Here is a 22,521-nt window from a genome sequence, read left to right as displayed (position 1 = left end):
CGTCCGTTCACACCCACAACATAGATCTGAAGCCGCGAGACGCATAATAGGACTGTGCCCCATTGTGGTAGATGAATACCCGGTCGTAGTGTCGATCCCCATAGAGCGCCCCACCCTGCCGTCGGATTGAATCGGGTGTTGCAATCCAGCTGGAGGACTTGCAATCGAACGCGCCCTTGGTCTGTAGCAGAAGATACTCTTGCTCATGCAGCAACTCGACACCCATCGCTGCTGCTTCATCACAGGCACTGCTTCGCGGAGGATAGGATTTTCTTGATTCCAATCCCGCTCGGTCATAACAGAGGCTTCTCCTCTCGACTGGACTTTCCGGTGCGCAATCACAGAAGAGATAGGCATCCTTTTCTTGGTCATATCCAATCACATCGGGTTCGCCTCCCGTCGCTTCCATGGCGAATAGAGCATCGAGCTTGGATTCTGACGACTCCAAGCGTCGGGCAATCGGTTCCCAGGCAAGATCGGCATGCCGCTGTATCTGTGCGAAAAACCGTGTCTGCAACACGGTAAGCAACCGTTCACGTTCTTCTTTGTCATGCATCATTTGTTTCATGGTTCCGAAAACCTCCGGTGACTGGATTCTGCCGATCATCTTGCCTTTGAGAGATTGGAAAGTGAATCAATACACTGTCCGAATGAAAGCTGACCTGCCTGGACTTGTGCATACAAGGAAGATAGCACCTTTTCGTCGAACAGGGCGGAAAATCCTTTCAAACCGAGGAAGGTCCGCACAAAGGGGTGTGCTGGATGAAAAACCAATTCCTCCTTGGTGCCATCCTGCATGATTTTCCCTTCGGAAATCAATACAATGCGGTTTGCCAGACGGAACGCCTCATGGATGTCATGGGTAACGAAAAGAACCGTCTGACCGAACTTGCGATGGATGCCCAGCAGTTGTTCCTGCAACTGGAGCCGGGTCTGCTCATCCACCGCGGCAAATGGTTCGTCCATCAACAGGATGGAAGGATTTGCAGCCAAGGCTCTGGCCACCCCCACTCGCTGCTTCTGCCCTCCGCTGAGTTGTCGGGGATAGCGCATCAGATATTCCGGTTTCAAATCGACGAGGGAGAGCAACTGGGCGGAACGATCTATACGTTGTTCCTTGGGAACTCCTTGGAGTTTGAGTACGTAACTGATGTTCTCCCAAATGCGGAGATGAGGGAACAGGCCGACCTGTTGGATGGCATACCCGATCGAGCGGCGAAGCACCTCAACATCCCAATCGCTGAGTTTTCTACCCTGCACCCTGAGATAGCCGGTATCGAAGCCTATCAGCTTGTTTACCATCTTGAGCAACGTGGTCTTCCCACACCCCGACTGACCAAGCAGGACGACAAACTCGCCCTCCCGTATGGACAGATTGATATCCCTAAGGACCACCTCTTCAGCCGTATAGGATTTGCTGATGTGTTCGAATTCGATCGCATACTCCATCAAAGCAAGCCCTTCTTGGTCAAGAACTCCTTCGCAACAGCCTTGGGATCCTGTTTTTCAATCTCCACCTGATAGTTCATACCGATCATATCCTCATCGGAGATCCTAGCGGTAAGCATTTCAAGCACTGCTTTCAATTCAGTATGGTTCCGCAACGTTTCACTTCGGATGACGGTAGCCGCATGGTAGTTGGTGAAATACGACAAGTCATCGTCCAGCACCACCACTGGTTCAGTCTTCAGACGGGCATCGGTGGAAAATACGGTGATGACGTCCACATCGCCGCTCGTGATGGCCTCATAGCGCAACCCGATATCAATTTCCTTCACTGCCTTGAAGGAAAGACCGTATGCCTTAACCAAACCAGGATACCCATCATCCCGCTCCAGAAAATCGGGATTGGCGGCAAACACCAGTTGATCGCTGACCCGGACAAGATCGCTGGTCGTCTTCAGCTGATAGCGTTCGGCCGCCTGCCGGGAAACGGCGATTCGGTAGGTATTATTGAACCCATACAGACCAGACCAGGTAAGATCGAGCTGTTCCTGATACGCCTGCTTGACCTTCTGGTACAAGCTTTGTGCATCATGGATGGGAGCCTGTTTGAGCACGAACAACCAGCCGGTACCGGTATACTCGGGGTACATATCGATATCCCCCTTGAGCAAGGCCGGATGGATATTGCTCGTACCTCCCCCGATTCCCAGCGTCTGTCGAACGGAAAGGTCGGTATGCGCTTCCACCAGATACGTCAACATCTCTGCCAAAATGAACTGCTCGGTCACCGGTTTGCTGGCGATGACGATCACATCCTGTTCCTTCTTGCAGCCGATCCCCAGAAGGGCAACCACACATACGATGGCAAGCCATCCAAAACGCTTAGGCATGTCCGTTTTCCTCCTCTCCCAGAAACCTGATTCTCAATACACGTTCCAACATTTCGAGCAATAGATCCGAGACGATTGCGAGCAAGGCGATCAACAAACTTCCGGCAATGGTCATTTCCGGGAAATTGGTGGAGATACCCCGCCAGATGGCCCGTCCCATACCACCGGCACCGATAAAGGAGGCGATGCCCCCCAGGGCTATGGTCATGACAACCATGGTCCTGAACCCATTGAAGATAACCGGAAGTGCCAGCGGGAATCGTATGCCCCACAACAATTGCCAACCGGTTGTTCCCATTGCCTCGGCAGCCTCCAGTACCTCCGAAGGCACTTGCCGCAGCCCGGTATAGGTACTGCGGACCATGGGCAGCAAACCATACAGGACAATGGCGATGACGGCACTTTTCAGTCCGATGCCGGAAATCGAAACGAGGATTCCGAACAAGGCGATGGAAGGGATGGTATACAGAAAACTGGTTATTCTGAGGACCAGGGTTGCAAGCAAAGGATTTCGGGTCATCAGAATCCCCAAAATCAACCCGATGAGGGTGATCAGCGAAACGCACAGAAGGGTGATCATCACATGTTGGACGAACAATTCCCAGAAGAAGAGACTTCTCGCCTGATACAATTGCAGGATTCGTAGGAACATATACCAAGATGATACCACCAACCCAAGCAGGATTCTAGAAAAAAGCTTGACGGAAAGCAGGACACCTTCCATGCTTTTCGTATGGAGAAAGATTTCCTCGAAGCGATAGGATTGACCGAACAGCAAAAAGAGACGATCCGCAAAGCCGGACGGTCCTTCGCCCGTACGCAAATCCATACCGAACTTGTCAATGAGCTGCGACTGGCCATTGCAGGAGAAAATGTACATCGCATCACTGTAGTCCTTTCCCAAGGAATGGGGATGTTCGGCCCCCGTTATCCATTGGTACTCATCGACGCATGCGCTCCTGCCATTACAACGGTATACGAAAAAAAGCAGATCGAGCCGAACATCATGTGGGATACGCTGGGCGATATCGCCGTCTGGACGGAACAGTATGCAAATACCCACTCCGGGGAAGTGGGGTTGACCCAACTGCATTGGATCAGCCGCCATCTGGTCGCCGGGTTGCTCAAATTGGGACGTCTGCAATTTGAACCGAAGCCCTTCTCCTACCCGTATCGGTTATACCGGTATGGCCGGAAAAAGGTGTTGGTGGCGCAGCAGGGATTAATCTGCAACACACAAGGGTTCCTCGCTCCTTCCGGATGGAAGACCCGATTGGAGGAACGCGACACCCATCTCATCGCCCATGAGGTGGATCCGGAAAGCGGAAGTATAGACCGCACCCCTTCCCGATGGGCGATGCAAGATCTTGCATTGCTGGCGGATACGAATACCGATGCGTTGCACATTCACATCAGTGCCGGAGAAAAATTGTCGGAATCCGTGGTGGAATCGTCTTTGCTGCAGGCAAGGAAAGTCTTCCCTGCACATCGCATTTTTGCCTGCAATTCATGGTTGCTCGATCCAAGCCTTTCCCTTGTTGCTGCAAAACGGAGCAACTTGGTACTTTTCATGCAACGCTTCTCCAAGTTCCCCGTCCCCTTCACTACAGCCCAGATTTTTGAACGGGTATTCGCCTTCAATCTGAAAGCGGAGGATGTTCCTGCCTTTCCTGCCAAAACAAGCTTGCAACGCAATGTACAGGCTGCTCTACAGCAAGGCTCTGTGTTCAGAACGATGGGAGGATATCTCTACCAGGAATAAGACCGTTCGTGAAATCCATGGCATCAGAGGGATTGAGGCGAATGAAGGGCTCTTTCGCATGCAGAGAGATACCGACATATTCGTCCAATCGAGACGGGTGTTTTCCCGATGCAATGTGCTTCCATCTCTTGATATGTCTGCACGGTCGGAATGCGGACCAAGCGTTGCGCTCCCACCCAATTGCCGACCATGACCCGGCGCATGATCGCAGGTACATCCCAGTCGGTGCCGGCGCAACATGCAGGATGCTCACAAAGCAGGCACTGCCGGGCTGCCTGCTGAACGGTTTTCCGTTCACCTTCCGAATCGCGGTACAGCTGTTCATATGTATACGGTGGGGAGAACAGATGCACGTATTCAGCTCGCTTCGGGTCATAAGTGAAGGTTTCCAATCCCCTGGCTTTCAGCACTGCATTGGCTGCAGCTATGCCGCTGGTGGTAACCGTAGGGGTCCCGGTACCCATGATCGTCGACTCCCCGCAGCAGAACAAAGTATCCCATTCAGTCCGGATATGCAGCCGCTTGAACATATGCTGTCCCAACATTTGCTTCGGGCCGGCAACGGCTCCGTTGTTCTTCATGGTATATCGTTCGATGGTCCTGGGACTTGCCAATTCCTGATAGACCACATGCTCGGTGATGGAGGTAAAGCGGGTTGCAAGGTAGGACAACATCCTCTGTGCCTCGGCTTGCTTTTGTTTTTGGTATGCTTCCTCGTCCAAATTCGTCCAATCGACAAAGGAAGGACCGATAGCAATCACCACTTCCCTGCCCGGTTCACAGAGGGTATGATCATCCAGACTGGGAATATAGACCGTCACCTCCTGCTCATCAATTGCAGAAGGATTACCCACCAGCATCTCCACCGGAAGAGCCTTTTCATCGATGGCCTTTGCATCAACCAATGCATAGAGGACGACACTCGGATAGGTGGGAACCTGGCCAGCCGCCCACGAGCGTCTCGCTTCCGTGCTCCAAGCTGGATCGATGAGTTTGCCATAGAGGTTCCAGACCGTCCCACTATAGATCAATTGGTCGGAAAAGAGTTTTCTCCCGTCGGAAAGCAGGACTCCGTTCGGTTTTCCGTCCGCAAAGAGGATGGAAACCACCTCGGCTCCGGCGATCATGGTACCGCCGTTTTCCTCCACCACCTTTTCAAGCTTGCCGGGAAGCATCAGAGAGGATCCTGCAGGATAATAGCTTCCTCCGATGTGGTTGTCCACGAACATGACCGAGGAGAGGATGGCCGGTGATTCGGCAACCGTGGTGTAACTGTAGGTGGAGGTCAATTTGTCGAAGAAATCAAAAATGGCCGGATTGGTAAAGTAGCCGTCAAGCAATTCCTTTGCACTGTGATTAAGCATGGACAGGAATCGAATATAGGACAGCGGATGATGCAACAGAGCCTTCAGGGCAGCTTTCCGATCCACCTCATCAGCTGTGGTGTAGGAAGGATGTTCAATCATGACATGGGTGTAAAGGCGCTCCATATCCTGATAAAACCGCTTCAGTTGTTCCCGTTGATCGGGAAACAACTGCATCAGCTCCTCGATGAAAGCCTGGATGTCCCGCAGAAAGCGTATCGTCTTTCCTTGGTATCGTACCGCATAGAGTTGTTCGTGCTCGATGATATCGATCTCCTGTTCAAGACAATTGAACAGGAATCGATGGGCGTTGAACCCCTTCAGCCCCCAACCGAACAGCATCGACGAACCTTGGTCAAAGAAGGCATCCTCTCGCTTGAAAGCGCCGCAGCTGCCTCCCGGGCAGGAAGCCTTGTCGACCAAAGCGACTTTGACAGAACGTTTGGCCAGCAATGCCGCACTACTCAAGCCGGACAATCCGGCACCAATCACCAGAACATCAAAATCTTTCATCTCAGCTCCCGGACTCTTGGATCGATCGACAGAATTCGACCAATGCCTCCTCATCCTTCCATTGCTCCTCACTCGCATTGACGAAGGAGATTTCACCCTTTACGTGCGCATCGTGCACATTCCGTTTGATCGTTGCAAAGCATTTCTTGGTCGGTCCGCCACTGCAGGTAGCCACCAAATAGAGATCCTTGCCGGTGAAATCGGTCCGTTTCACGTAGGAATAGAGGGGACTGGAAACCGTCTCAGCCCAAACCGGGGTGGCCAACAGCACTTGGTCATATGCGGATAAGTCGGGAAGCGGTTGCTGCAACGCGACTTTCCAATGAAACATTGCATCCCGACCGGCGATGAAGAATTTCATGAATCCTGAAGATGGATAGGGTTTAACGGTTTCCAATGCAAAAAGGTCGCACCCCAGGTGTCCAGCAACCCGACGGGCAACAAAACGGGTATGTCCCTCCAAGGAATAGTAGATGAGAATACGTTTCATGGATGTAGCTCCTTCTTGTATCGAGTGTAGCACGCAGTCTGAGCGCCTGCCACCGCCAGGCAACCTCCCTTGCAAGAAAAAAATGCCTTGTGTATAACAGTGGGTATGCAACCAACACAACCGCACAGGATAGATTCACACTTTCATTTGCTTTCCATTGCACGCAAAGGCGTCGAACTCCCCTCCCTGCTTGACCAGATGCAAGAACTGGGCATGGAAGGGCTGGACATCGGAACCGATGCAGAGGATCTTGCCCAACGCTACTTTTTGACAAAGGAGCATCCATTCATCCGTCTGAGTGCAGGAATAGGGCCATGGGGTGTTGCAGAGGGAAACAAACCGATCACAGAACAACTTGAGCATTTACACTCCCAAATCCAATCATATCCGGTTGCTGCCATCGGAGAAATCGGTTTGGACAACCATTGGAACTATGGGACGAAGGCACTTCAGGAGGAATTGTTGGAACAACAGATCGACCTTGCGCAAGCATTGCACAAGCCGGTCATCTTCCATAATCGGGAAGCCGATGCGCAATTCATGGATGTACTTGGGCGACATGCCTTTCCCATCCCGGGTTTGTTCCACTGCTTCCAAGGATCGAAGGAACTGGCATTTCTGGCTGTCGAGAAAGGATTCTATCTCTCGTTTGCAGGACCACTTACCTATCGGGCAAATACGGCAATGCAGGAACTTTTTTCCGTTTTGCCCCTCGATCACCTGCTGTTGGAGACCGACAGCCCGTACCTCAGTCCAAATCCGGTACGGGGAAAAATGAATACTCCGTTGAATATGCAATACATCTATGCGTTTGCCGCCCAGCTCAGGAGAATGGATGAAGCAGCATTGCAGCTCCATATTTCCGAAAATTTTCATCGTTTTCTCAACGGTCGATGACTCGTTGACAAAGCGGGATGGGCTGTTCGTTCATCTTTGCGGAAAGCAACGCTGAAAGCGCACCGGAAAGGTCGTCAACCACCACTGCCTTCACCTGGGAATCGGGTATCAACGGCAGATATGCAGCTTCTACGACCCATCTCAAAGTTTGATCACGAAGTATCTGCACCATCCAGGGTCCCGGTTCCGGGGCGTAGATGGTGAGTATTGTACGGCTTTGCAGCACAGCCTCCATCCGTTGGGAAAAGGCTTGGTCATCTTCCTCCGCGCGCTTGGCAAACACCAGGTCGGAAGGAATGTCCGATGCCAACGACTTGATCTCCTTGTCTCCGGCCCATATGCCCAGTTGTCCAAGCTTTTGGCTTGCCTTTGCAAGCTTTATCCATGCACTCTTGTCCGGAGGGGAAAAAACCTGGGAAAACCACGCATTGTCATCTTCGCTCGCCCACATACCGACCACTTTGAAGGAAAAGACAGGAGGATCCTTTCGGCTGGACAGTATCTGGGTCACCAACGGGGATGCAATGACAAACCGAGTCCTTGGGGAACAATTCTGCAAGCTCTGAAGAATCGACGGAAAATCCAAGGGAACGCGTCTGAAGGAAAAACGATATCCATGACTGAGGGCGGTCCATGCAAGCCGAGGTTGGTTGCATGCAACCACAGTCTGTTCATACCACGCATCACCGAGCATGGTCACCCCCGGAAGCAATGCATATCCGGCAAACAAGGCTATGCAGAGCAGGGAAACCACGATGATGGGCATACTGCGTACTCTCATGATTCATGAATATAGAGTGGTGTCGGCATGAGGTCAAGAAACGGCTGTATACAGGTTGACCTGTTTTCTGAGATTAGATACATTTGAATCGAATCGATTAGATAAGGAGCAACCTATGACATCCTATAAGGAACTCGGTCTGGTAAACACCAGAGAAATGTTCGCAAAAGCAGTCAAGGGCGGTTATGCCATTCCTGCCTATAATTTCAATAATATGGAGCAGTTGCAGGCAATTATCCAAGCTTGTGTGGCAACCAAGAGCCCGGTGATCCTCCAGGTTTCCAAAGGTGCACGCGATTATGCAAACATCAACCTTCTCAGAAACATGGCCCGCGGCGCCGGAGAATATGCAAAGGAACTCGGATATGCAATTCCCATCGTTCTGCACCTTGATCATGGCGACTCCTTCGAGACTTGCAAGGAATGCATTGACAATGGTTTCTCTTCGGTCATGATCGACGGCTCCCATCTTCCGTATGAAGAAAATATTGCAGTCACCAAGAAAGTAGTGGAATATGCCCATGCCCACGATGTAACGGTCGAAGGTGAGCTGGGTGTTCTCGCTGGCATTGAGGATGAAGTCAGTGCTGCGAAGAGCCATTACACCAAACCCGAGGAAGTGGTGGACTTCGTCTCCCGCACCGGGGTCGACTCCCTCGCCATCTCCATCGGCACCAGCCATGGGGCGAACAAGTTCGAACCTGCACAGTGCACCCGCAATGCCGACGGTATCCTCATTCCTCCTCCGCTCCGCTTCGACATCCTTGAGGAAATCGAGAAGCAGCTTCCTGGATTCCCCATCGTCCTCCATGGTTCATCCTCCGTTCCGGTGGAATATGTGAATATGATCCTCGCATACGGTGGAAAGCTCAAGGACAGTGTTGGAATTCCCGAAGAGCAGCTGCGTAAAGCCGCCAAGAGTGCCGTCTGTAAAATCAACATCGACAGTGACGGCAGACTTGCGATGACCGCCGTAATCCGCAAGACCCTTGCGGAGAAGCCCGGTGAATTCGATCCGCGCAAGTACCTCGGCCCCGCCCGTGAAGAGCTGAAAAAGATGTACATGCACAAGAATATCAATGTACTCGGTTCTGCAAATCAGGCATAATGCACCGCAAACTGCTACACATGGCCGCCGAAAAACCGGTGGCCATTTTTCATTGCCTTGGGGGGCGGTACTTTGACACTCCCCAATCCTTATGATATATTGTTTGGCGTCTGCCTTTTAGGTGGGCTAATGTTCATGCATAGTGGTTTTCACCGAAAACACAAGGAGTTCGATTGGCTACAAAGGATTTGAGGATCAATAGACAGATCCGTGCGAGGGAAGTGTTCGTCATTGATGCCGAGGGCAATCAAAAGGGCATCATGAGCGTATATGACGCTGTCATGCTTGCAGAGAGTGTAGGATTGGATTTGGTGGAGGTGTCCCCAAACGCGAACCCTCCCGTCTGTAAGATCCTCGACTTTGGAAAGTACCGGTATGAGCAAGAAAAGCGACTACGGGATGCCAAGAAAAACCAGACTGTCATCAAGATGAAAGAAATCCGGATGCAGCCGAAGATCGAGAAGCATGATCTTGAAACTAAGTCGAAGTTCATCGGCGACTTCCTTGCCGAAGGCAATAAGGTCAAGGTCAGCATCCGCTTCCGTGGCCGTGAACTAGCCCACACTGAACTGGGGAAAGTGGTTCTGGACAAGATACTTGCCCAGCTTACGGAAAATGGTGTAGGCTACAACCTTGACCGAGATGCGTTGATGGAAGGAAAGATGATGAGTATGATCATCAGTCCGGCCAAGAACGTTGCTCCTCCGGCCAAGAAGGACAATCAGTAACAGTATCCCGCATGGGATGTTGAATATGCTGCTCCAAGGGGATCTTGTTCCTTGAGAGCGCGAAATTGGAAGGTGCACTACAATGCCCAAGATGAAAACAAGAAGGTCCGCTGCGAAGCGGTTCCACGTTACCGGAACTGGCAAAGTCCGCTATAAAAAGCAGGGCCTCCGCCACATTCTCACCAAGAAGAGCAGTAAGCGCAAGGGCAACTTGCGTGCTACTGGAATCCTCGATGATATGGAAGCAAAAAGAGCCAAAAGCATGCTTCCGTACGCGTAAGGGGGGTGGGATATGCCAAGAGCAGTAGACGGAACGAAACACAAGGACAGAAGAAAGAAGATTCTTGAGCTGGCAAAAGGCTATTATGGCCGGAGAAGCACGAACAACCGCGTGGCAAAAGACGCTGTTGCAAAGGCTGGCCAGTATGCATATCGCGGTCGTAAGGAGCGCAAGCGGGACTTCCGCAAGCTCTGGATTGCAAGAATCAATGCAGCCGTGCAGGCCGAGGGACTCAATTACTCTCAGTTCATGCATGGTCTGAAACTTTCGAACATCGAGATCAACAGAAAGGCCCTCTCCAATATGGCTATTGAGGATAAGGCTGCTTTCTCTGCTCTCGTATCTCAAGTAAAAGGTACCTTGGCCCAGTAAATCCAAGGTGCTGCCTGTACAACCATCCATAAGGAGGAACCATGTCAGTCGTTGATACCGTAAAAATGCTGGAACTGCGGACAAGAAAGGCTGCAGGCTTGATCGCCATGCTTCGCAAGGAGAAGGCAGAGCTGCAAGAAAAGTTCGATCTGGTACATGCACACAACGCTGAGCTCGAAGAGTATGTTGAGAGTTTCACAACCAGCAACAAGCTCATTGAGGAAAGCATTGCAAATGCTATGGAGAACCTTTCGACTATCGAAGGGCTGGATGATGTTCCTCTGTTGGATGACGCTGCACTCGAGTTGGAGGCTGCCGATGGCTTTACCAGTGGCGACGCCCTCTCCAATGAGGAAGTCGACCTGGATGCATTGCTTGAGGATTCTCCCACCCTGTAGACGAAATACTGTACAGGATTGCTGTCCATGGACGGGGCCTTCGGGTCCCGTTTCTTTTTCCCGAACCCCCTTTCCCAAAGGTCTTTCTTATTGTACCATGTAGGTAGGCAGCAAGCTGCCTTCGATATTTGACAAGTTTCCTGCGGTGTGCGCCTGGAGCCACAGTCTCTTGGCTCAACATACACATTTGGGTTACGGCATAGCTGATTTGCATTGATCCAACTCCCTTCCGGGGTTGAATGGAACAGAATTTTCAGCTGAACTGGTAACCCCCTTGAACCACAGGTTCAAGAGCATTCTCCGGGTACGGCACCGCAGGTTTTCTCTTGCATACAGGAATACAACATCCATGACAGAACACCGCGACGAACTGAAGAACATTCTCTTCATCACTTTACCCGCTTCGATGGAACGGGAGATCAATGGGTTTCATATCGACAGCTCCATTCAGATCCCCGTGCAACTACCTGATGGCCGCACGAGTCTCGAAAATGCCGGGGAAATATCGTTGGAACTGATTGTATCAGGCATGTTGAAAATCATCGCCTACCACAATGACCACCCCCATGCACCCTATTATCGTGCGTTTGTCCTTGCGGTCCAACCCGATGCCGTGAAAGAACTGAATATTGCGGCGATTGCCCAACAGCAAAAAGAGAATCTCACGTTTGCCGAAGAATTGTTTTTGGCTGTATGCCATTTGAGCCCCCAAAGCGCCACCTACATCAACCTTGCCACCTTGTACAACAGGATGGCAGCCAAGGATGCCAGCAAGGGTGCAGCATACGATTTGTATCAGCAAAAAGCGCTGGAAACCTTGAAGGAAGGACTGGATGTCGTCGGCGAGGATGCCCAACTCCTCTCTGAGCTCGGGTTCTTTCACCTCTATCAAGGCAATGTCGAAATTGCCCGAGAATACCTCAGCCGATATCTGGACATCGCCCAACCTGATGAAAAACGTGAACATGTGCAACGGATCATGAACGATATCGAATCGAAACTGTCCGATGACCGATCATTGATGCAAGCATACGACGCCATCCAGATGAACAAAGAAGAGGAGGCGCTCGACCTGCTGGACCAGTTCCTCTCGCAAAACCCTTCGGTCTGGAATGCATGGTTTCTGAAAGGATGGGCATTGCGTCGACTGCAAAACTTTGCAGAGGCTGAAACAGCTCTGCTGGCGGCCTTGGCCAATTGCAAGGGAACCAGCGACATCTACAATGAACTTGCCTTGTGCAGTCTGGAGACAGGAAAGCGCGATTTGGCGAAAATGTACTTGAACACTGCAGTAGACCTTGATGGTGAGAACCTTACCCTCCTTTCCAATCTCGCATACCTGCATCTGCAGGATCAGGAATGGGATGAAGCCCGCGAATATCTGGAGTTGGCCCGTAATCTTGATCCGAATGATCCGCTTATCATCCGTTTGATGGAAGATTATCAGAGGCAAAGCGGAGACACCCTCGCCTCGCCCATCGTACAGGAATATGTGGATTCAGAGGATGTGTTCAGCCAAGCAAGGGAAGAAAAACCGTTCGCCATTCAAGGTAAGGAAGATACCGACGAGCTTGAATCATCCTATACGGAGGAGGACTCGGTCAGATGACATTCACCAGTCACAGCGAGGAAGAAACCCGAAACGTAGGCTACGAGCTGGGAAAACGCTGTGCCAGAGGAACGGTCATTTCACTTCGAGGGAGCCTGGGTGCAGGGAAAACCGTATTGGCAAAAGGCCTTGCCAAAGCGTTGGGGATTGATGAACAAATTGTCAGTCCGACGTTCACGTTGATCCAAGAATATGCGGGGACCCTTCCTCTGTATCACATGGATTTGTATCGGATCGAGGGTCCGGATGAATTCGAAATGATCGGGGGCGAGGAATTTCTCTACAGTGATGGGGTTACGTTGATCGAATGGAGTGAAAAAATTGCGCAGATGCTTCCCGATGCAACAATTTTTGTTGATATTAGGATTATGCCGAATCAAGACCGCACCATAACCATTGAAGGACTGGACCTATGAGAGTTCTCGCTTGCGATACCTCAACCGAGATGCTGCATCTCTGTTATGCATCCCTGGAAGCAGGAAAGAAACCGTTCTTCGAGGCAAGCATTGTCACACTGGCGAATCAGCATTCCGAACAGTTGATGCCGAGGATTCTCCAGCTGTGTGATACCAACAAGATCACGCTCAAGGATCTTGACCTGCTTGCCTGCAGCAGCGGGCCCGGTTCATTCACCGGTCTGAGGATTTCCATGAGCACGCTCAAGGGCATCAGTGTTGCAACCGGCATCCCGTTGGTTTCCATTCCAACCTTGGAGGCCTATTATCACTGCGTCGACCAGCTCTCTTCTGCGGTTCTCTCGGTCATTGATGCAAAAAAACAACGATTCTATGCAGCATTGTTCGTTGACGGCCGACGAGTAACCCCAGACCTTGATGCTGAACTACCGCAGTTGGAAGCATTGCTGTCCAGATATGACGAGGTACTGCTTACCGGACCCGATGCCTCTTTGCTTGCGCATCGGCTCTCCCCTTCCCTACACGTTCGGGTGGACGCACCAGGAAGCCTGAATCTCGGACCTATCTTGTGTAGACTTGCACAAGAGCAGTACCTAAGCCAAGGTGCCGATGACATCGGCAAGGGGCCGGTGTATGTGCGAAAGAGCGATGCGGAGATTGCCTTGCAACAAACTATCCATGCAATGGAGGAACATACATGATTGAACAAGATATCCTGATCATTGGATCAGGGGTTGCCGGAATGTCCGCAGCCCAATACGCAGCACGTGCTGGTCGCTCTGTAACCCTGCTGGAGTCGATAGCTCCCGGCGGACAGACCATGTACATCGATATGATCGAGAACTACCCCGGCTTCGACAAGCCGATCAGCGGGTACGAAATCGGCATGAAATTTCAGGCACAGGCTGAGGCTTTCGGTGCCAAGCTGGTGTATGCAACGGTGACTTCCTTGAAAAAGGAGGGAGATACCTTCACCGCAGAAACTGCAGATGGGGAGACCTATCAAGCAAAGGCGGTCATCTATGCCACCGGTGCACAACACCGGCACCTTGGCGTCGAGGGCGAAGCGAAATACAACGGGAAAGGCGTCTCGTATTGTGGAACCTGTGACGGTCCGTTCTTCAAGGGAAAGAACATCCTTGTCGTAGGTGGCGGCGACACCGCCCTCACCGATGCCATCTACCTTTCAAAGCTCAGCGAGCACATCACCATCGTGCACCGAAAGGACCGTTTCAGAGCCCAGGACAATCTCTCCGAACAGGTCAAGCACAACAAGAACATTGAGCTGGTCATGCAACATACGGTACTTGAGATCAAGGGAGATGGTACGAAGGTGACCTCCGTCATCCTCAAGGACCTGGCCCAGAATAAGGAATATGAGCGGATTTTCGATGCCGTTTTCATTTTTGTCGGTATGATTCCCCAAACCGATCTGCTTGACAAGCAAGTACTGGATGAAAGTGGATATGTCATCACCAATGAACGTATGGAAACATCCATTACGGGCTTGTATGCCGCAGGCGATGTCAGGACCACAGTCTTCAGACAGCTGGTGACTGCCGCCAGTGACGGAGCTGTGGCAGCCCATTGTGCCAGTGAGTACATTGACGAACTTGAGGGAAGAGCATACCGCTAAATAGGCTTTGCCGACTCATATATCACACATTTATCCTTGACGATGGCTGGTCGTTAGTGCTCTAATTGAGCCATGAAGATATGCATGGTTTCCAGCGAATCTGTACCATTTTCCAAATCAGGAGGACTGGCAGACGTAGTGGGGGCACTTTCGACCGCTCTCTCTGAATTGGGTGATGATGTGCGTGTACTGCTCCCGTTGTACGGAAGCATCGACGGAACAGGTTTCGAGGATACCCCCTGCAAAGGCACTGTCTCCGTGTTGGGGGACGAACAACAGGTCACTTTCAAGCAAACAACATTACAGAAAGTGACGTATTATTTTCTCTGTCATCCCTCTTTCACAAAACGGAAGGGCATCTATGGAGACACCTCCTTCACCCCCTATGCAGACAACCTTGGCCGGTTTACCCTCCTGAACAAAGCAGCATTGCTGCTCTGTGAAGCTTTGGGATGGAAACCGGACATCATGCATTGTCACGATTGGACCTGTGGGTTCGTCCCGTATCTGCTCAAACAAACAGACTCCCGTTTTTGGCGTGACACCAAAAGTATGATGACCATTCATAATCTTGCCTACCAAGGTGAGTTTGCACGATTGGAATTATTGATGAGCGATGTGGCCCCGGATACGAGGATGTTCAGCGGACCTACCAGCAGAAAACGGGTGAATATGCTCAAAACCGGTTTGGAGTTCGCAGATGAGCTGACCACGGTCAGCCCCACGTATGCCAAGGAAATCCAAACAGAAGCCTTCGGATGTTCGCTCGAATCGTTGCTTTCGTCGCGATCTGATCATCTGCAAGGCATCATCAACGGCATCGATTATGATGAGTGGAACCCTCAGACTGATTCGTTTCTGACCCATCATTTCGGCAGCGAAAAGCTGAAGGGCAAAGACTTGACCAAAGCTGAGATCCAAGCTGAATTCTCCCTGCCGGTCGACGAGCAAATCCCCCTGTTCTGCATGATCAGCCGATTGGCTGAACAAAAGGGGTTCGTTGAACTACTCGAAGGTTCTCCCTGTGCATTGGAACAGATGCTCACCAAACTGCCGATGCAGATGATCATCGTGGGTACCGGGGACAATGAAATGGAGAGAAAGCTGAAGGAGATCGCAGAGCGGCATGCAAACCTTTCGGTGAACATCCTGTTCAGCAACCGTGCCGCACACCGTCTGGAGGCGGGTTCCGATTTCTTTTTGATGCCCAGTCGGTATGAACCGTGTGGCTTGAACCAATTGTACAGTCTCCGCTACGGAACCATTCCCATCGCCCGCAGGACTGGAGGTCTTGCCGACAGCATCATAGACCTGGACGAGAATCCCCAAAGCGGTACCGGAATCCTCTTTGACTGTATGTCGGCTCATGGTATACTGGAGGCAGTGGAACGGGCATTCTCGTGGTGGGCCAAAGGGAAGAAAACCATGCAAAACATTCGAACTCGTTGTATGCATTGGGACAGCACCTGGCAACGGTCAGCCCAATCGTATCATCATATATATGAATCCAGCATAAGGGGGAATTGAGTATGCGTCAGAATGAAAAGACAGTCGCTATCGTACTTGGAGGCGGTAAGGGAACACGGTTGTATCCTCTGACCATGGACCGCGCAAAACCTGCTGTGCCCTTCGCTGGTAAATACCGCTTGGTGGATATTCCCATTTCCAACTGTATCAACAGTGGATTCAAGAAAATCTACATTTTGACACAGTTCAATTCCGCCTCACTGCACAACCATATCGCCAATACCTATATTTTCGATACCTTCTCCAATGGCTTTGTAGAGATACTTGCTGCGGAACAGACCAACCAGACCGATACCTGGTATCAAGGGACTGCAGATGCGGTACGCAAGAACATGAAGCATTTCCATGATCAGAATGCCGATTACTACATCATCCTCAGTGGAGACCAGCTATACCGCATGGACCTCAAGGATATGCTTGATCGCCATATCGCCAGTGGGGCAGAACTTACCATTGCTGCCAAACCCATAAGCCGTCAGCAGGCTACCGGACTGGGCATCATTGGTTGCGATGAGGAAGGGATCATCACCAAGTTTTTCGAAAAACCTGCAAACGATCTGGATATCACCGACTTCAAGGTCCCAGATCCCTACCTCTTCAAGTCTCTCGGCAAACATGCGGATTTTTCCAACGAATATTTGGCCAGCATGGGCATCTATATCTTCAATGCCAAGACGATGGAAGAGGTGCTGAACAACGACAAGACTGATTTCGGGAAGGAGATCATTCCTGATGTCATCAAACAGCGAAGAGTCGCCACGTTCCTCTTCGATGGATTCTGGGAAGACATCGGAACGATCAAGGCTTTCTATGAAACCAACCTCGACCTTGCTTCGATCAACCCGCAATTCAACTTCTATGATGAACAGATGCCGATCTACACCCACCGTCGCCATTTACCGGCCACTAAGGTGAACTTCTGCAACATTTCCAGCTCACTTACCAGCGAAGGATCGATCATCACCAACGCCTATATCGTCAACTCCCTCATCGGTGTGCGCACACTCATCGAGTCCGGGGCTTCCTTGGATGGAGTATATTGCATGGGTGCTTCATTCTATGAGACGGAAGAGCAGAAAGCCGAGAACGCCAAGAAAGGAATCCCGAATATCGGCATTGGACGAGGTACGATCATCCGCAAGGCAATCATAGACCAGAACGCCCGCATCGGGGATGGTTGCAGGATCGGCATTGATGACATTCCCCGGCAGGAAGGCGATTACGCCATGTATTCCATCCATGACGGGATCATTGTCATCAACAAGAATGCCGTCATCAAAAACGGAACGGTGATGTAAGGAATGGGGGGAACCACAATGCGGGAGAAGATTTTTCTCCCGCTTTTTTTCGTTCTCTCCTTTTCTTAATATTCTATACAGGATATACTTAAGAGAAAGGAGGCAGATATGCAGAAACACATGATCGCCCAAGAAATCAAAGAGGGGAAAACCATTCTGGGCATAGAGATGGGTTCAACCAGGATCAAGGCCGTATTGATCAATTCGGAAAATCAGCCGATCGCACAAGGAGGCTTTGATTGGGAGAACACCTTGCTCGACGGCATTTGGACCTACAGTCTTGATGAGGTATGGAATGGCCTGTCTGTATGCTTCGCCAATCTGAAGCAAGAGGTTTTGCAAACCTATGGCGTCTCCTTGAAGAAAACAAAAGCCTTGGGCATCAGTGCCATGATGCACGGCTATCTTGCCTTCGATGCAGAGGGACGACAGCTGGTTCCTTTCCGCACATGGCGCAATACGATCACCGCACAGGCGGCTGAAGCATTGAGTGAATTGTTTGCATATCCTGTGCCGGAACGCTGGTCCATCTCCCATTTGTATCAGGCTATGCTCAACAAGGAAACGCATGTAGGGGAAATCGGATATCTCACCACCCTTGCAGGCTATGTCCATTGGAAATTGACCGGTCACAAAGTGTTGGGAATCGGTGATGCTTCGGGCATGTTCCCCATCGACCCGGATACCAAGCAATATGACCAGTCCATGCTTGAAGCCTTTGCCGATTTGACCAAGGATTACCATTTGCATTGGAAGCTTGATGATATTCTTCCCACCATCCTGGTTGCGGGAGACCAAGCGGGAACCCTGACCGAGGAAGGGGCGAAATTGCTTGACCACAGCCTTGAGTTCGAAGCCGGAATTCCGCTCTGTCCACCCGAAGGCGATGCCGGGACCGGTATGGTCGCCACCAATAGCGTAGCGAAACGCACCGGCAACGTGTCGGCAGGCACGTCGGTCTTTGCTATGATCGTGTTGGAAAAACCGCTTTCGAAGAGTTACAACAAATTCATCGATCTGGTGACTACCCCCGATGGTTCCTTGGTAGCAATGTCCCATGCAAACAACTGCAGCGGAGAATACGACAACTGGATGCGTCTCTTCAATGAAGTGCTTGTCACCACAGGGACAAATCTGAGCAAAGGTGTATTGTATGACAAGTTGCTGTACAAGGCCTTGGAAGGGGATAAGGATTGCTCAGGCCTCCTACCCTACAACTATATTTCCGGGGAAACCATGACCGGTCTGTACGAGGGACGGCCGCTGTTCGTCAGGGAAACGAAAAACTCATTCACCTTGGCCAATTTCATGCGCGCCCAGCTTTTCACCGCCTTGGGCGTCCTTCGCATCGGGATGGATATTCTGTTTGAGGAAGAACAGGTTCAGATCGACTCAATCAACGGACATGGTGGATTCTTCAAAACGGCTGAGGTCGGCCAGAAGATCATGGCCAGCGCCCTGCACACCCCGATTTCCGTACTCAAGACCGCCGGAGAGGGAGGTGCCTGGGGCATCGCCCTGTTGGCAGCCTATATGGCGGACAATCAGGGGTCTTCCTTGACGGACTTCCTTGCCGAAAAGGTCTTTGCATCGGCACAGGTTTCCACGATGGAAGCTACAGAAGAGGATATTGCAGGATTCAATGCATTCCTTGCACGATACAAGCAAGGGTTGGCCGTAGAACGCGCTGCGGTGGAACATCTGCAGTAGGAAAGCAAGTATTCAACTCGCGAAAAAGCAGGTCGAGCCTATCAAGCTCGACCTGCTCTCATTGCGCATTTGATCAGCGAAGTTTCCAGGCTAGATCGGAAAGGAAAAGCTGCTGCTTCAATGAAGCAACCGTCGTTTCCTTATTGATCAAGACGAATTCTATCCCCATGATCTCACACCAATCTTCCAGCATTTCCTCGGTGGCATCATAGCTGAGTACGGCATGGTGGGCACCACCTGCAAGCATCCACAGATGACTGGCGGTATACAAATCCGGTTCCGGACGCCACATGACCCGAGCAACCGGTAAATTGGGCATTTTATAGATGGGCTTGACCACCTCAATGGAATTGACGATCAGCCGAACCCTTCCCCCGATATCGATCAGACTTGCCAACACCGCTTTCCCCGGATGGCCTTCAAACACCAGGCGGGCAGGAGGTTCCTTGCCTCCGATGCCCAAGGGATGTACTTCTATGGTTGCTTTTTGTGCTGCGATCGAAGGACAGACTTCCAGCATATGGGCACCCAAAGACAATTCATTGCCTTGTTCCATATGATAGGTATAGTCCTCCATGAAGGTTGTTCCACCGTCCATTCCCTCGGTCATGCGCTTGATCAGGCTGGTCATGGCGCTTACTTTCCAATCGCCCTCTCCCCCATATCCATAGCCTTCAGCCATCAAATCCTGACTGGCCAGACCGGGAAGTTGACGCAGTTGCTGCAGATCCTCGAACGTATTGGAAAACGCCTGGATGCGTTCCCGTTCGAAGAAGCGGCGCATCGCCACTTCTTCCCGCGCCTGATAACGAACCGCCTGGAGATCAGAAGCGGCGAACGTATAGCGGGAGCGGTATATATCCATCTGCTCGTCTACCTCTGATTCGCTGACGGCCTCAACCTCCCTGATCAGATCCCCTACCCCCCAGGTATTCACCTGCCATCCCAATTGCATCTGTACACCGACCTTGTCTCCTTCGGTGACGGCAACATTTCGCATATTGTCACCAAAGCGCATGACTTTCAGCTTGCGGCTCTCAACTGCCCCAACGGCGCTGCGCATCCACTGTCCAAGCTGCTTCTGCACCGTCGCGTCTTCCCAGAACCCGGTGATGATTTTCCTCCCCAGTCCCATTCGTGCTGCTATGAAGGCATGCTCCCGATCACCGTGTGCAGATTGGTTGAGATTCATGAAATCCATATCAATCTCGGTATCGGGTATCAATCGGTTGAATTGTGTATGAAGATGACAATACGGTTTCTGCAGGAGGCGCAACCCATTGATCCACATTTTTGAGGGAGAGAACGTATGCATCCAAGTTACCAGCCCGGCACATCGGTCATCGTAGTTGGCATCCTTGATGCACTGCTCAATTTCCTCAGGGGTCTTGACGGTTTCCTTGTAGACCAACTTGCAGGGAAGGTTCTTGGATTTCACCAATCCATCCGCCATGATACGGGCATGACGAGCCACTTCATCCAAGGTCTCTTTCCCATAGAGGAACTGAGAGCCCACGATAAACCAGAATTCATAGGCTCCGATTGGTTCTCGTTTCATCAGTGTATGTCTCCTTTTTTCAGTGCGTTTACGTTAACGCACTGATATATGCATTGTCCTTTTTCACAAGTATTCTGTCAAGTGAAGAATCCCGATCCAGAAATAATTACAAACGCATCGAAGGTACGCTTTCAAAAAAACGTTCATCGAACTTCTCTCTTCCAAATCCATCCGGCTATGCTATAGTTGTGATATCGTTCATCAAACAATTCCAGAACCTGCTTGAAGGATGTATACTACCGCATGACCATCTCAGAAATTGCAAAAATGGCCAAGGTCTCGATAGGGACCGTAGACCGCGTGCTTCATAACCGCGGGCGGGTCGCCCCACAAACCATCAAGAAAGTCATGAGCATCGTTGAGGAACATGGCTATCAACCCAACACGTATGCACGCAATCTGAAATTGAGCAAGCGCTATATCATTGGGATTCTCCTGCCGCTGCTGCATAGCGAATACGGGTATTGGGACCTCATCTATGAGGGAATCCTCAAGGCTGCAAAAGAGCTCTCCCCGCTTGCCGTCACCATCGACTTGGTTGAATTCGACCGAACCCAAAAAGGCTCGCTATGGGAGAAAGGAAATCTCCTGATGAAACGGCAGCCGGATGCCCTGCTATTGGCGCCGGTCGTACCCGATGAGGCCGCCGATTTGCTTCAGGCATATCCCCGACTTGATTACGCCTTCATCGACTCTCCGCTTCCCAATACGATGCCTGTTTCATGCGTCGTGCAGAATCCATTCCAAGGCGGTTATCTGGCCGGAAGGATGATGCAGCTCCTCGCTCCCCAAGGAGGCTCTCTTTTGGCGGTCCAGACCCACCGAAAAGCATACAACTCCCGTGAACGTGCCCGAGGATTTCTCAGTTACTTTGCCGACAAGCCTCAATTCTCAGCGTTTGAAACGGAACTATCGATGACTGATGGAGGCCTTGACATGTTGACCCGATTTTTTCGGGAGCACGCTGATGGTATCGGCATCTTTGTCGTCAATGATGCAGTCCATAGAATTGCGAAAACGGTCAATCTGTTGGAAAAAACCAGCCAAATAACCTTGATTGGTTATGATCTCATCGATCAGAACAGAAAGGCGATGCTTCAAGGATCCATCCAATGCCTGATCAGCCAGAGGCCGGAATATCAGGGATATACGGCAGTCTATCAGCTGTATCGAAAAGGATTGTTGAATCAGACTCCTGAGCAGACCATCTGTGTACCCATCGACATCATTCTCCCTGAGAATCTGGTTGACGAACAAACCATCGTGTGTCCTCGGTGCTGAAAACCTACATGATTTTAGTAAACCCGGATGAGATCGATTGCCGGGCAGGGCAATGGTCACACGTTCTTTAGGTAGCTTCCCGCTGCTTCTGCCTTTTCTCTCTTTCCGCCTCGAGTTGTTTGTTCTCTTCTGGAATGTTTGCCTTCCGCTCGTATGGAAGAGGTTCCAATTGCCTGGTGAACTTTTCCATGCTCCGTACAGCCATCCAATACCGATTTGTGCAGCTCTTTGGCTTTACGCAACCGTTCAAGTTGGCCGTACACGCGATAGCGTATCGTATGGTCCAGAAACGATTCAACAAACATGAAGGCATCGGGAAGTGCACATCGCTCAAGGAGCGCCTCCCCGGAAGGCGTGGGTCATCCGAAGCATGATCGATGCCATGGCATTGCCTACCAAGATGGTTGAGGAAGGACAATGACGGCGAAGGTTAACAATTGCCCTTGATACAACCAAC

The 22,521-nt window shown here is 51.1% G+C and carries 24 protein-coding genes and 1 other RNA gene; 17 read left to right on the top strand and 8 right to left on the bottom strand.

The features are described 5' to 3' along the window. Positions 1-7: 7 nt before the first annotated feature. Genes AB7C91_RS09975 through AB7C91_RS09960 form a run of 4 tightly spaced genes read right to left on the bottom strand, consistent with a single transcriptional unit; the run spans position 8 to position 2,988 of the window. Complete coding sequence (locus tag AB7C91_RS09975; RefSeq protein WP_428591093.1) at positions 8-568, bottom strand: DUF4256 domain-containing protein; 561 nt, start codon at positions 566-568, stop codon at positions 8-10. Positions 569-603: 35 nt separating this feature from the next. Beyond that, positions 604-1,449 carry an ATP-binding cassette domain-containing protein gene (locus tag AB7C91_RS09970; protein ID WP_428591090.1) on the bottom strand — a complete coding sequence of 282 codons (846 nt, stop codon included), beginning with the start codon at positions 1,447-1,449 and terminating at the stop codon, positions 604-606. Continuing rightward, complete coding sequence (locus tag AB7C91_RS09965; protein WP_428591087.1) at positions 1,449-2,336, bottom strand: glycine betaine ABC transporter substrate-binding protein; 888 nt, start codon at positions 2,334-2,336, stop codon at positions 1,449-1,451. The genes AB7C91_RS09970 and AB7C91_RS09965 overlap by 1 nt, the downstream gene beginning before the upstream one ends. Next, positions 2,329-2,988, bottom strand: a complete 660-nt coding sequence (locus AB7C91_RS09960; protein ID WP_332446382.1) for an ABC transporter permease — start codon at positions 2,986-2,988, stop codon at positions 2,329-2,331. Before AB7C91_RS09960 ends, AB7C91_RS09965 begins: the two co-directional genes overlap by 8 nt. Positions 2,989-3,069: 81 nt before the next feature. On the opposite strand from AB7C91_RS09960, the gene AB7C91_RS09955 reads away from it, so the two are divergent. Continuing rightward, positions 3,070-4,098, top strand: coding sequence for an acyltransferase domain-containing protein (locus tag AB7C91_RS09955; RefSeq protein WP_428591084.1), 1,029 nt, complete (start codon positions 3,070-3,072; stop codon positions 4,096-4,098). 23 nt (positions 4,099-4,121) lie between these two features. Here the strand turns inward: AB7C91_RS09955 and AB7C91_RS09950 are convergent, their stop codons facing one another. Next, positions 4,122-5,975, bottom strand: coding sequence for an FAD-dependent oxidoreductase (locus AB7C91_RS09950; RefSeq protein ID WP_332446384.1), 1,854 nt, complete (start codon positions 5,973-5,975; stop codon positions 4,122-4,124). Between the two features lies 1 nt (position 5,976). Further along, entirely contained in the window at positions 5,977-6,465 is a 489-nt protein-coding gene (locus AB7C91_RS09945; protein ID WP_332446385.1) for a flavodoxin family protein, read from the bottom strand. A 105-nt stretch (positions 6,466-6,570) separates the two neighbouring features. On the opposite strand from AB7C91_RS09945, the gene AB7C91_RS09940 reads away from it, so the two are divergent. Beyond that, a complete protein-coding gene (locus tag AB7C91_RS09940) occupies positions 6,571-7,362 on the top strand; it encodes a TatD family hydrolase (protein WP_332446386.1) in 792 nt (263 codons plus the stop codon). Here the strand turns inward: AB7C91_RS09940 and AB7C91_RS09935 are convergent. After that, the gene (locus tag AB7C91_RS09935; RefSeq protein ID WP_332446387.1) at positions 7,349-8,143 is read right to left on the bottom strand and encodes a hypothetical protein; all 795 of its coding nucleotides are present in this window, start codon (positions 8,141-8,143) and stop codon (positions 7,349-7,351) included. The two genes, AB7C91_RS09940 and AB7C91_RS09935, sit on opposite strands and share 14 nt — an antisense overlap. A gap of 115 nt (positions 8,144-8,258) precedes the next feature. On the opposite strand from AB7C91_RS09935, the gene AB7C91_RS09930 reads away from it, so the two are divergent. From AB7C91_RS09930 to AB7C91_RS09870, 13 genes are all read left to right on the top strand, one after another. Then, positions 8,259-9,251 carry a class II fructose-bisphosphate aldolase gene (locus tag AB7C91_RS09930; RefSeq protein WP_332446388.1) on the top strand — a complete coding sequence of 331 codons (993 nt, stop codon included), beginning with the start codon at positions 8,259-8,261 and terminating at the stop codon, positions 9,249-9,251. A gap of 173 nt (positions 9,252-9,424) precedes the next feature. Continuing rightward, positions 9,425-9,979 carry a translation initiation factor IF-3 gene (infC, locus tag AB7C91_RS09925; RefSeq protein ID WP_332446389.1) on the top strand — a complete coding sequence of 185 codons (555 nt, stop codon included), beginning with the start codon at positions 9,425-9,427 and terminating at the stop codon, positions 9,977-9,979. Positions 9,980-10,061: 82 nt separating this feature from the next. After that, positions 10,062-10,259, top strand: a complete 198-nt coding sequence (gene rpmI / locus AB7C91_RS09920) for a 50S ribosomal protein L35 (protein ID WP_332446390.1) — start codon at positions 10,062-10,064, stop codon at positions 10,257-10,259. Between the two features lie 12 nt (positions 10,260-10,271). Then, a complete protein-coding gene (gene rplT / locus AB7C91_RS09915) occupies positions 10,272-10,631 on the top strand; it encodes a 50S ribosomal protein L20 (RefSeq protein WP_332446391.1) in 360 nt (119 codons plus the stop codon). 41 nt (positions 10,632-10,672) lie between these two features. After that, a complete protein-coding gene (locus AB7C91_RS09910) occupies positions 10,673-11,029 on the top strand; it encodes a hypothetical protein (RefSeq protein ID WP_332446392.1) in 357 nt (118 codons plus the stop codon). A gap of 134 nt (positions 11,030-11,163) precedes the next feature. After that, positions 11,164-11,354: non-coding RNA, 6S RNA (ssrS, locus tag AB7C91_RS09905), on the top strand. Positions 11,355-11,378: 24 nt separating this feature from the next. After that, positions 11,379-12,638, top strand: coding sequence for a tetratricopeptide repeat protein (locus tag AB7C91_RS09900; RefSeq protein ID WP_332446393.1), 1,260 nt, complete (start codon positions 11,379-11,381; stop codon positions 12,636-12,638). Further along, entirely contained in the window at positions 12,635-13,054 is a 420-nt protein-coding gene (gene tsaE / locus AB7C91_RS09895) for a tRNA (adenosine(37)-N6)-threonylcarbamoyltransferase complex ATPase subunit type 1 TsaE (protein ID WP_332446394.1), read from the top strand. Before AB7C91_RS09900 ends, tsaE begins: the two co-directional genes overlap by 4 nt. Next, positions 13,051-13,755 (top strand): tRNA (adenosine(37)-N6)-threonylcarbamoyltransferase complex dimerization subunit type 1 TsaB, encoded by a 705-nt coding sequence (gene tsaB, locus AB7C91_RS09890; RefSeq protein WP_428591075.1) that lies wholly within the window; start codon positions 13,051-13,053, stop codon positions 13,753-13,755. The genes tsaE and tsaB overlap by 4 nt, the downstream gene beginning before the upstream one ends. Continuing rightward, the gene (gene trxB / locus AB7C91_RS09885) at positions 13,752-14,690 is read left to right on the top strand and encodes a thioredoxin-disulfide reductase (RefSeq protein WP_332447954.1); all 939 of its coding nucleotides are present in this window, start codon (positions 13,752-13,754) and stop codon (positions 14,688-14,690) included. The genes tsaB and trxB overlap by 4 nt, the downstream gene beginning before the upstream one ends. Before the next feature lie 72 nt (positions 14,691-14,762). Further along, entirely contained in the window at positions 14,763-16,217 is a 1,455-nt protein-coding gene (locus AB7C91_RS09880) for a glycogen/starch synthase (protein ID WP_332447956.1), read from the top strand. A 2-nt stretch (positions 16,218-16,219) separates the two neighbouring features. Next, positions 16,220-17,515 carry a glucose-1-phosphate adenylyltransferase gene (locus AB7C91_RS09875; RefSeq protein ID WP_332447957.1) on the top strand — a complete coding sequence of 432 codons (1,296 nt, stop codon included), beginning with the start codon at positions 16,220-16,222 and terminating at the stop codon, positions 17,513-17,515. Between the two features lie 108 nt (positions 17,516-17,623). Continuing rightward, the gene (locus AB7C91_RS09870) at positions 17,624-19,225 is read left to right on the top strand and encodes a xylulokinase (protein ID WP_332447958.1); all 1,602 of its coding nucleotides are present in this window, start codon (positions 17,624-17,626) and stop codon (positions 19,223-19,225) included. 73 nt (positions 19,226-19,298) lie between these two features. On the opposite strand, the gene araA is transcribed toward AB7C91_RS09870, so the two are convergent. After that, positions 19,299-20,783: an L-arabinose isomerase gene (gene araA / locus AB7C91_RS09865; protein ID WP_428591070.1), complete on the bottom strand. Its 1,485-nt coding sequence runs from the start codon at positions 20,781-20,783 to the stop codon at positions 19,299-19,301. 243 nt (positions 20,784-21,026) lie between these two features. Here araA and AB7C91_RS09860 point away from each other — a divergent pair, with 243 nt between their 5' ends. Beyond that, a complete protein-coding gene (locus AB7C91_RS09860) occupies positions 21,027-22,064 on the top strand; it encodes a LacI family DNA-binding transcriptional regulator (RefSeq protein WP_428591067.1) in 1,038 nt (345 codons plus the stop codon). Positions 22,065-22,240: 176 nt separating this feature from the next. After that, positions 22,241-22,438, top strand: coding sequence for a hypothetical protein (locus AB7C91_RS09855; RefSeq protein WP_428591064.1), 198 nt, complete (start codon positions 22,241-22,243; stop codon positions 22,436-22,438). Positions 22,439-22,521 lie beyond the last annotated feature (83 nt).

The organism is Sphaerochaeta sp., assembly GCF_050256055.1.
Lineage (GTDB): Bacteria > Spirochaetota > Spirochaetia > Sphaerochaetales > Sphaerochaetaceae > Sphaerochaeta.
This window is presented reverse-complemented; position numbering and strand designations above follow the sequence as displayed.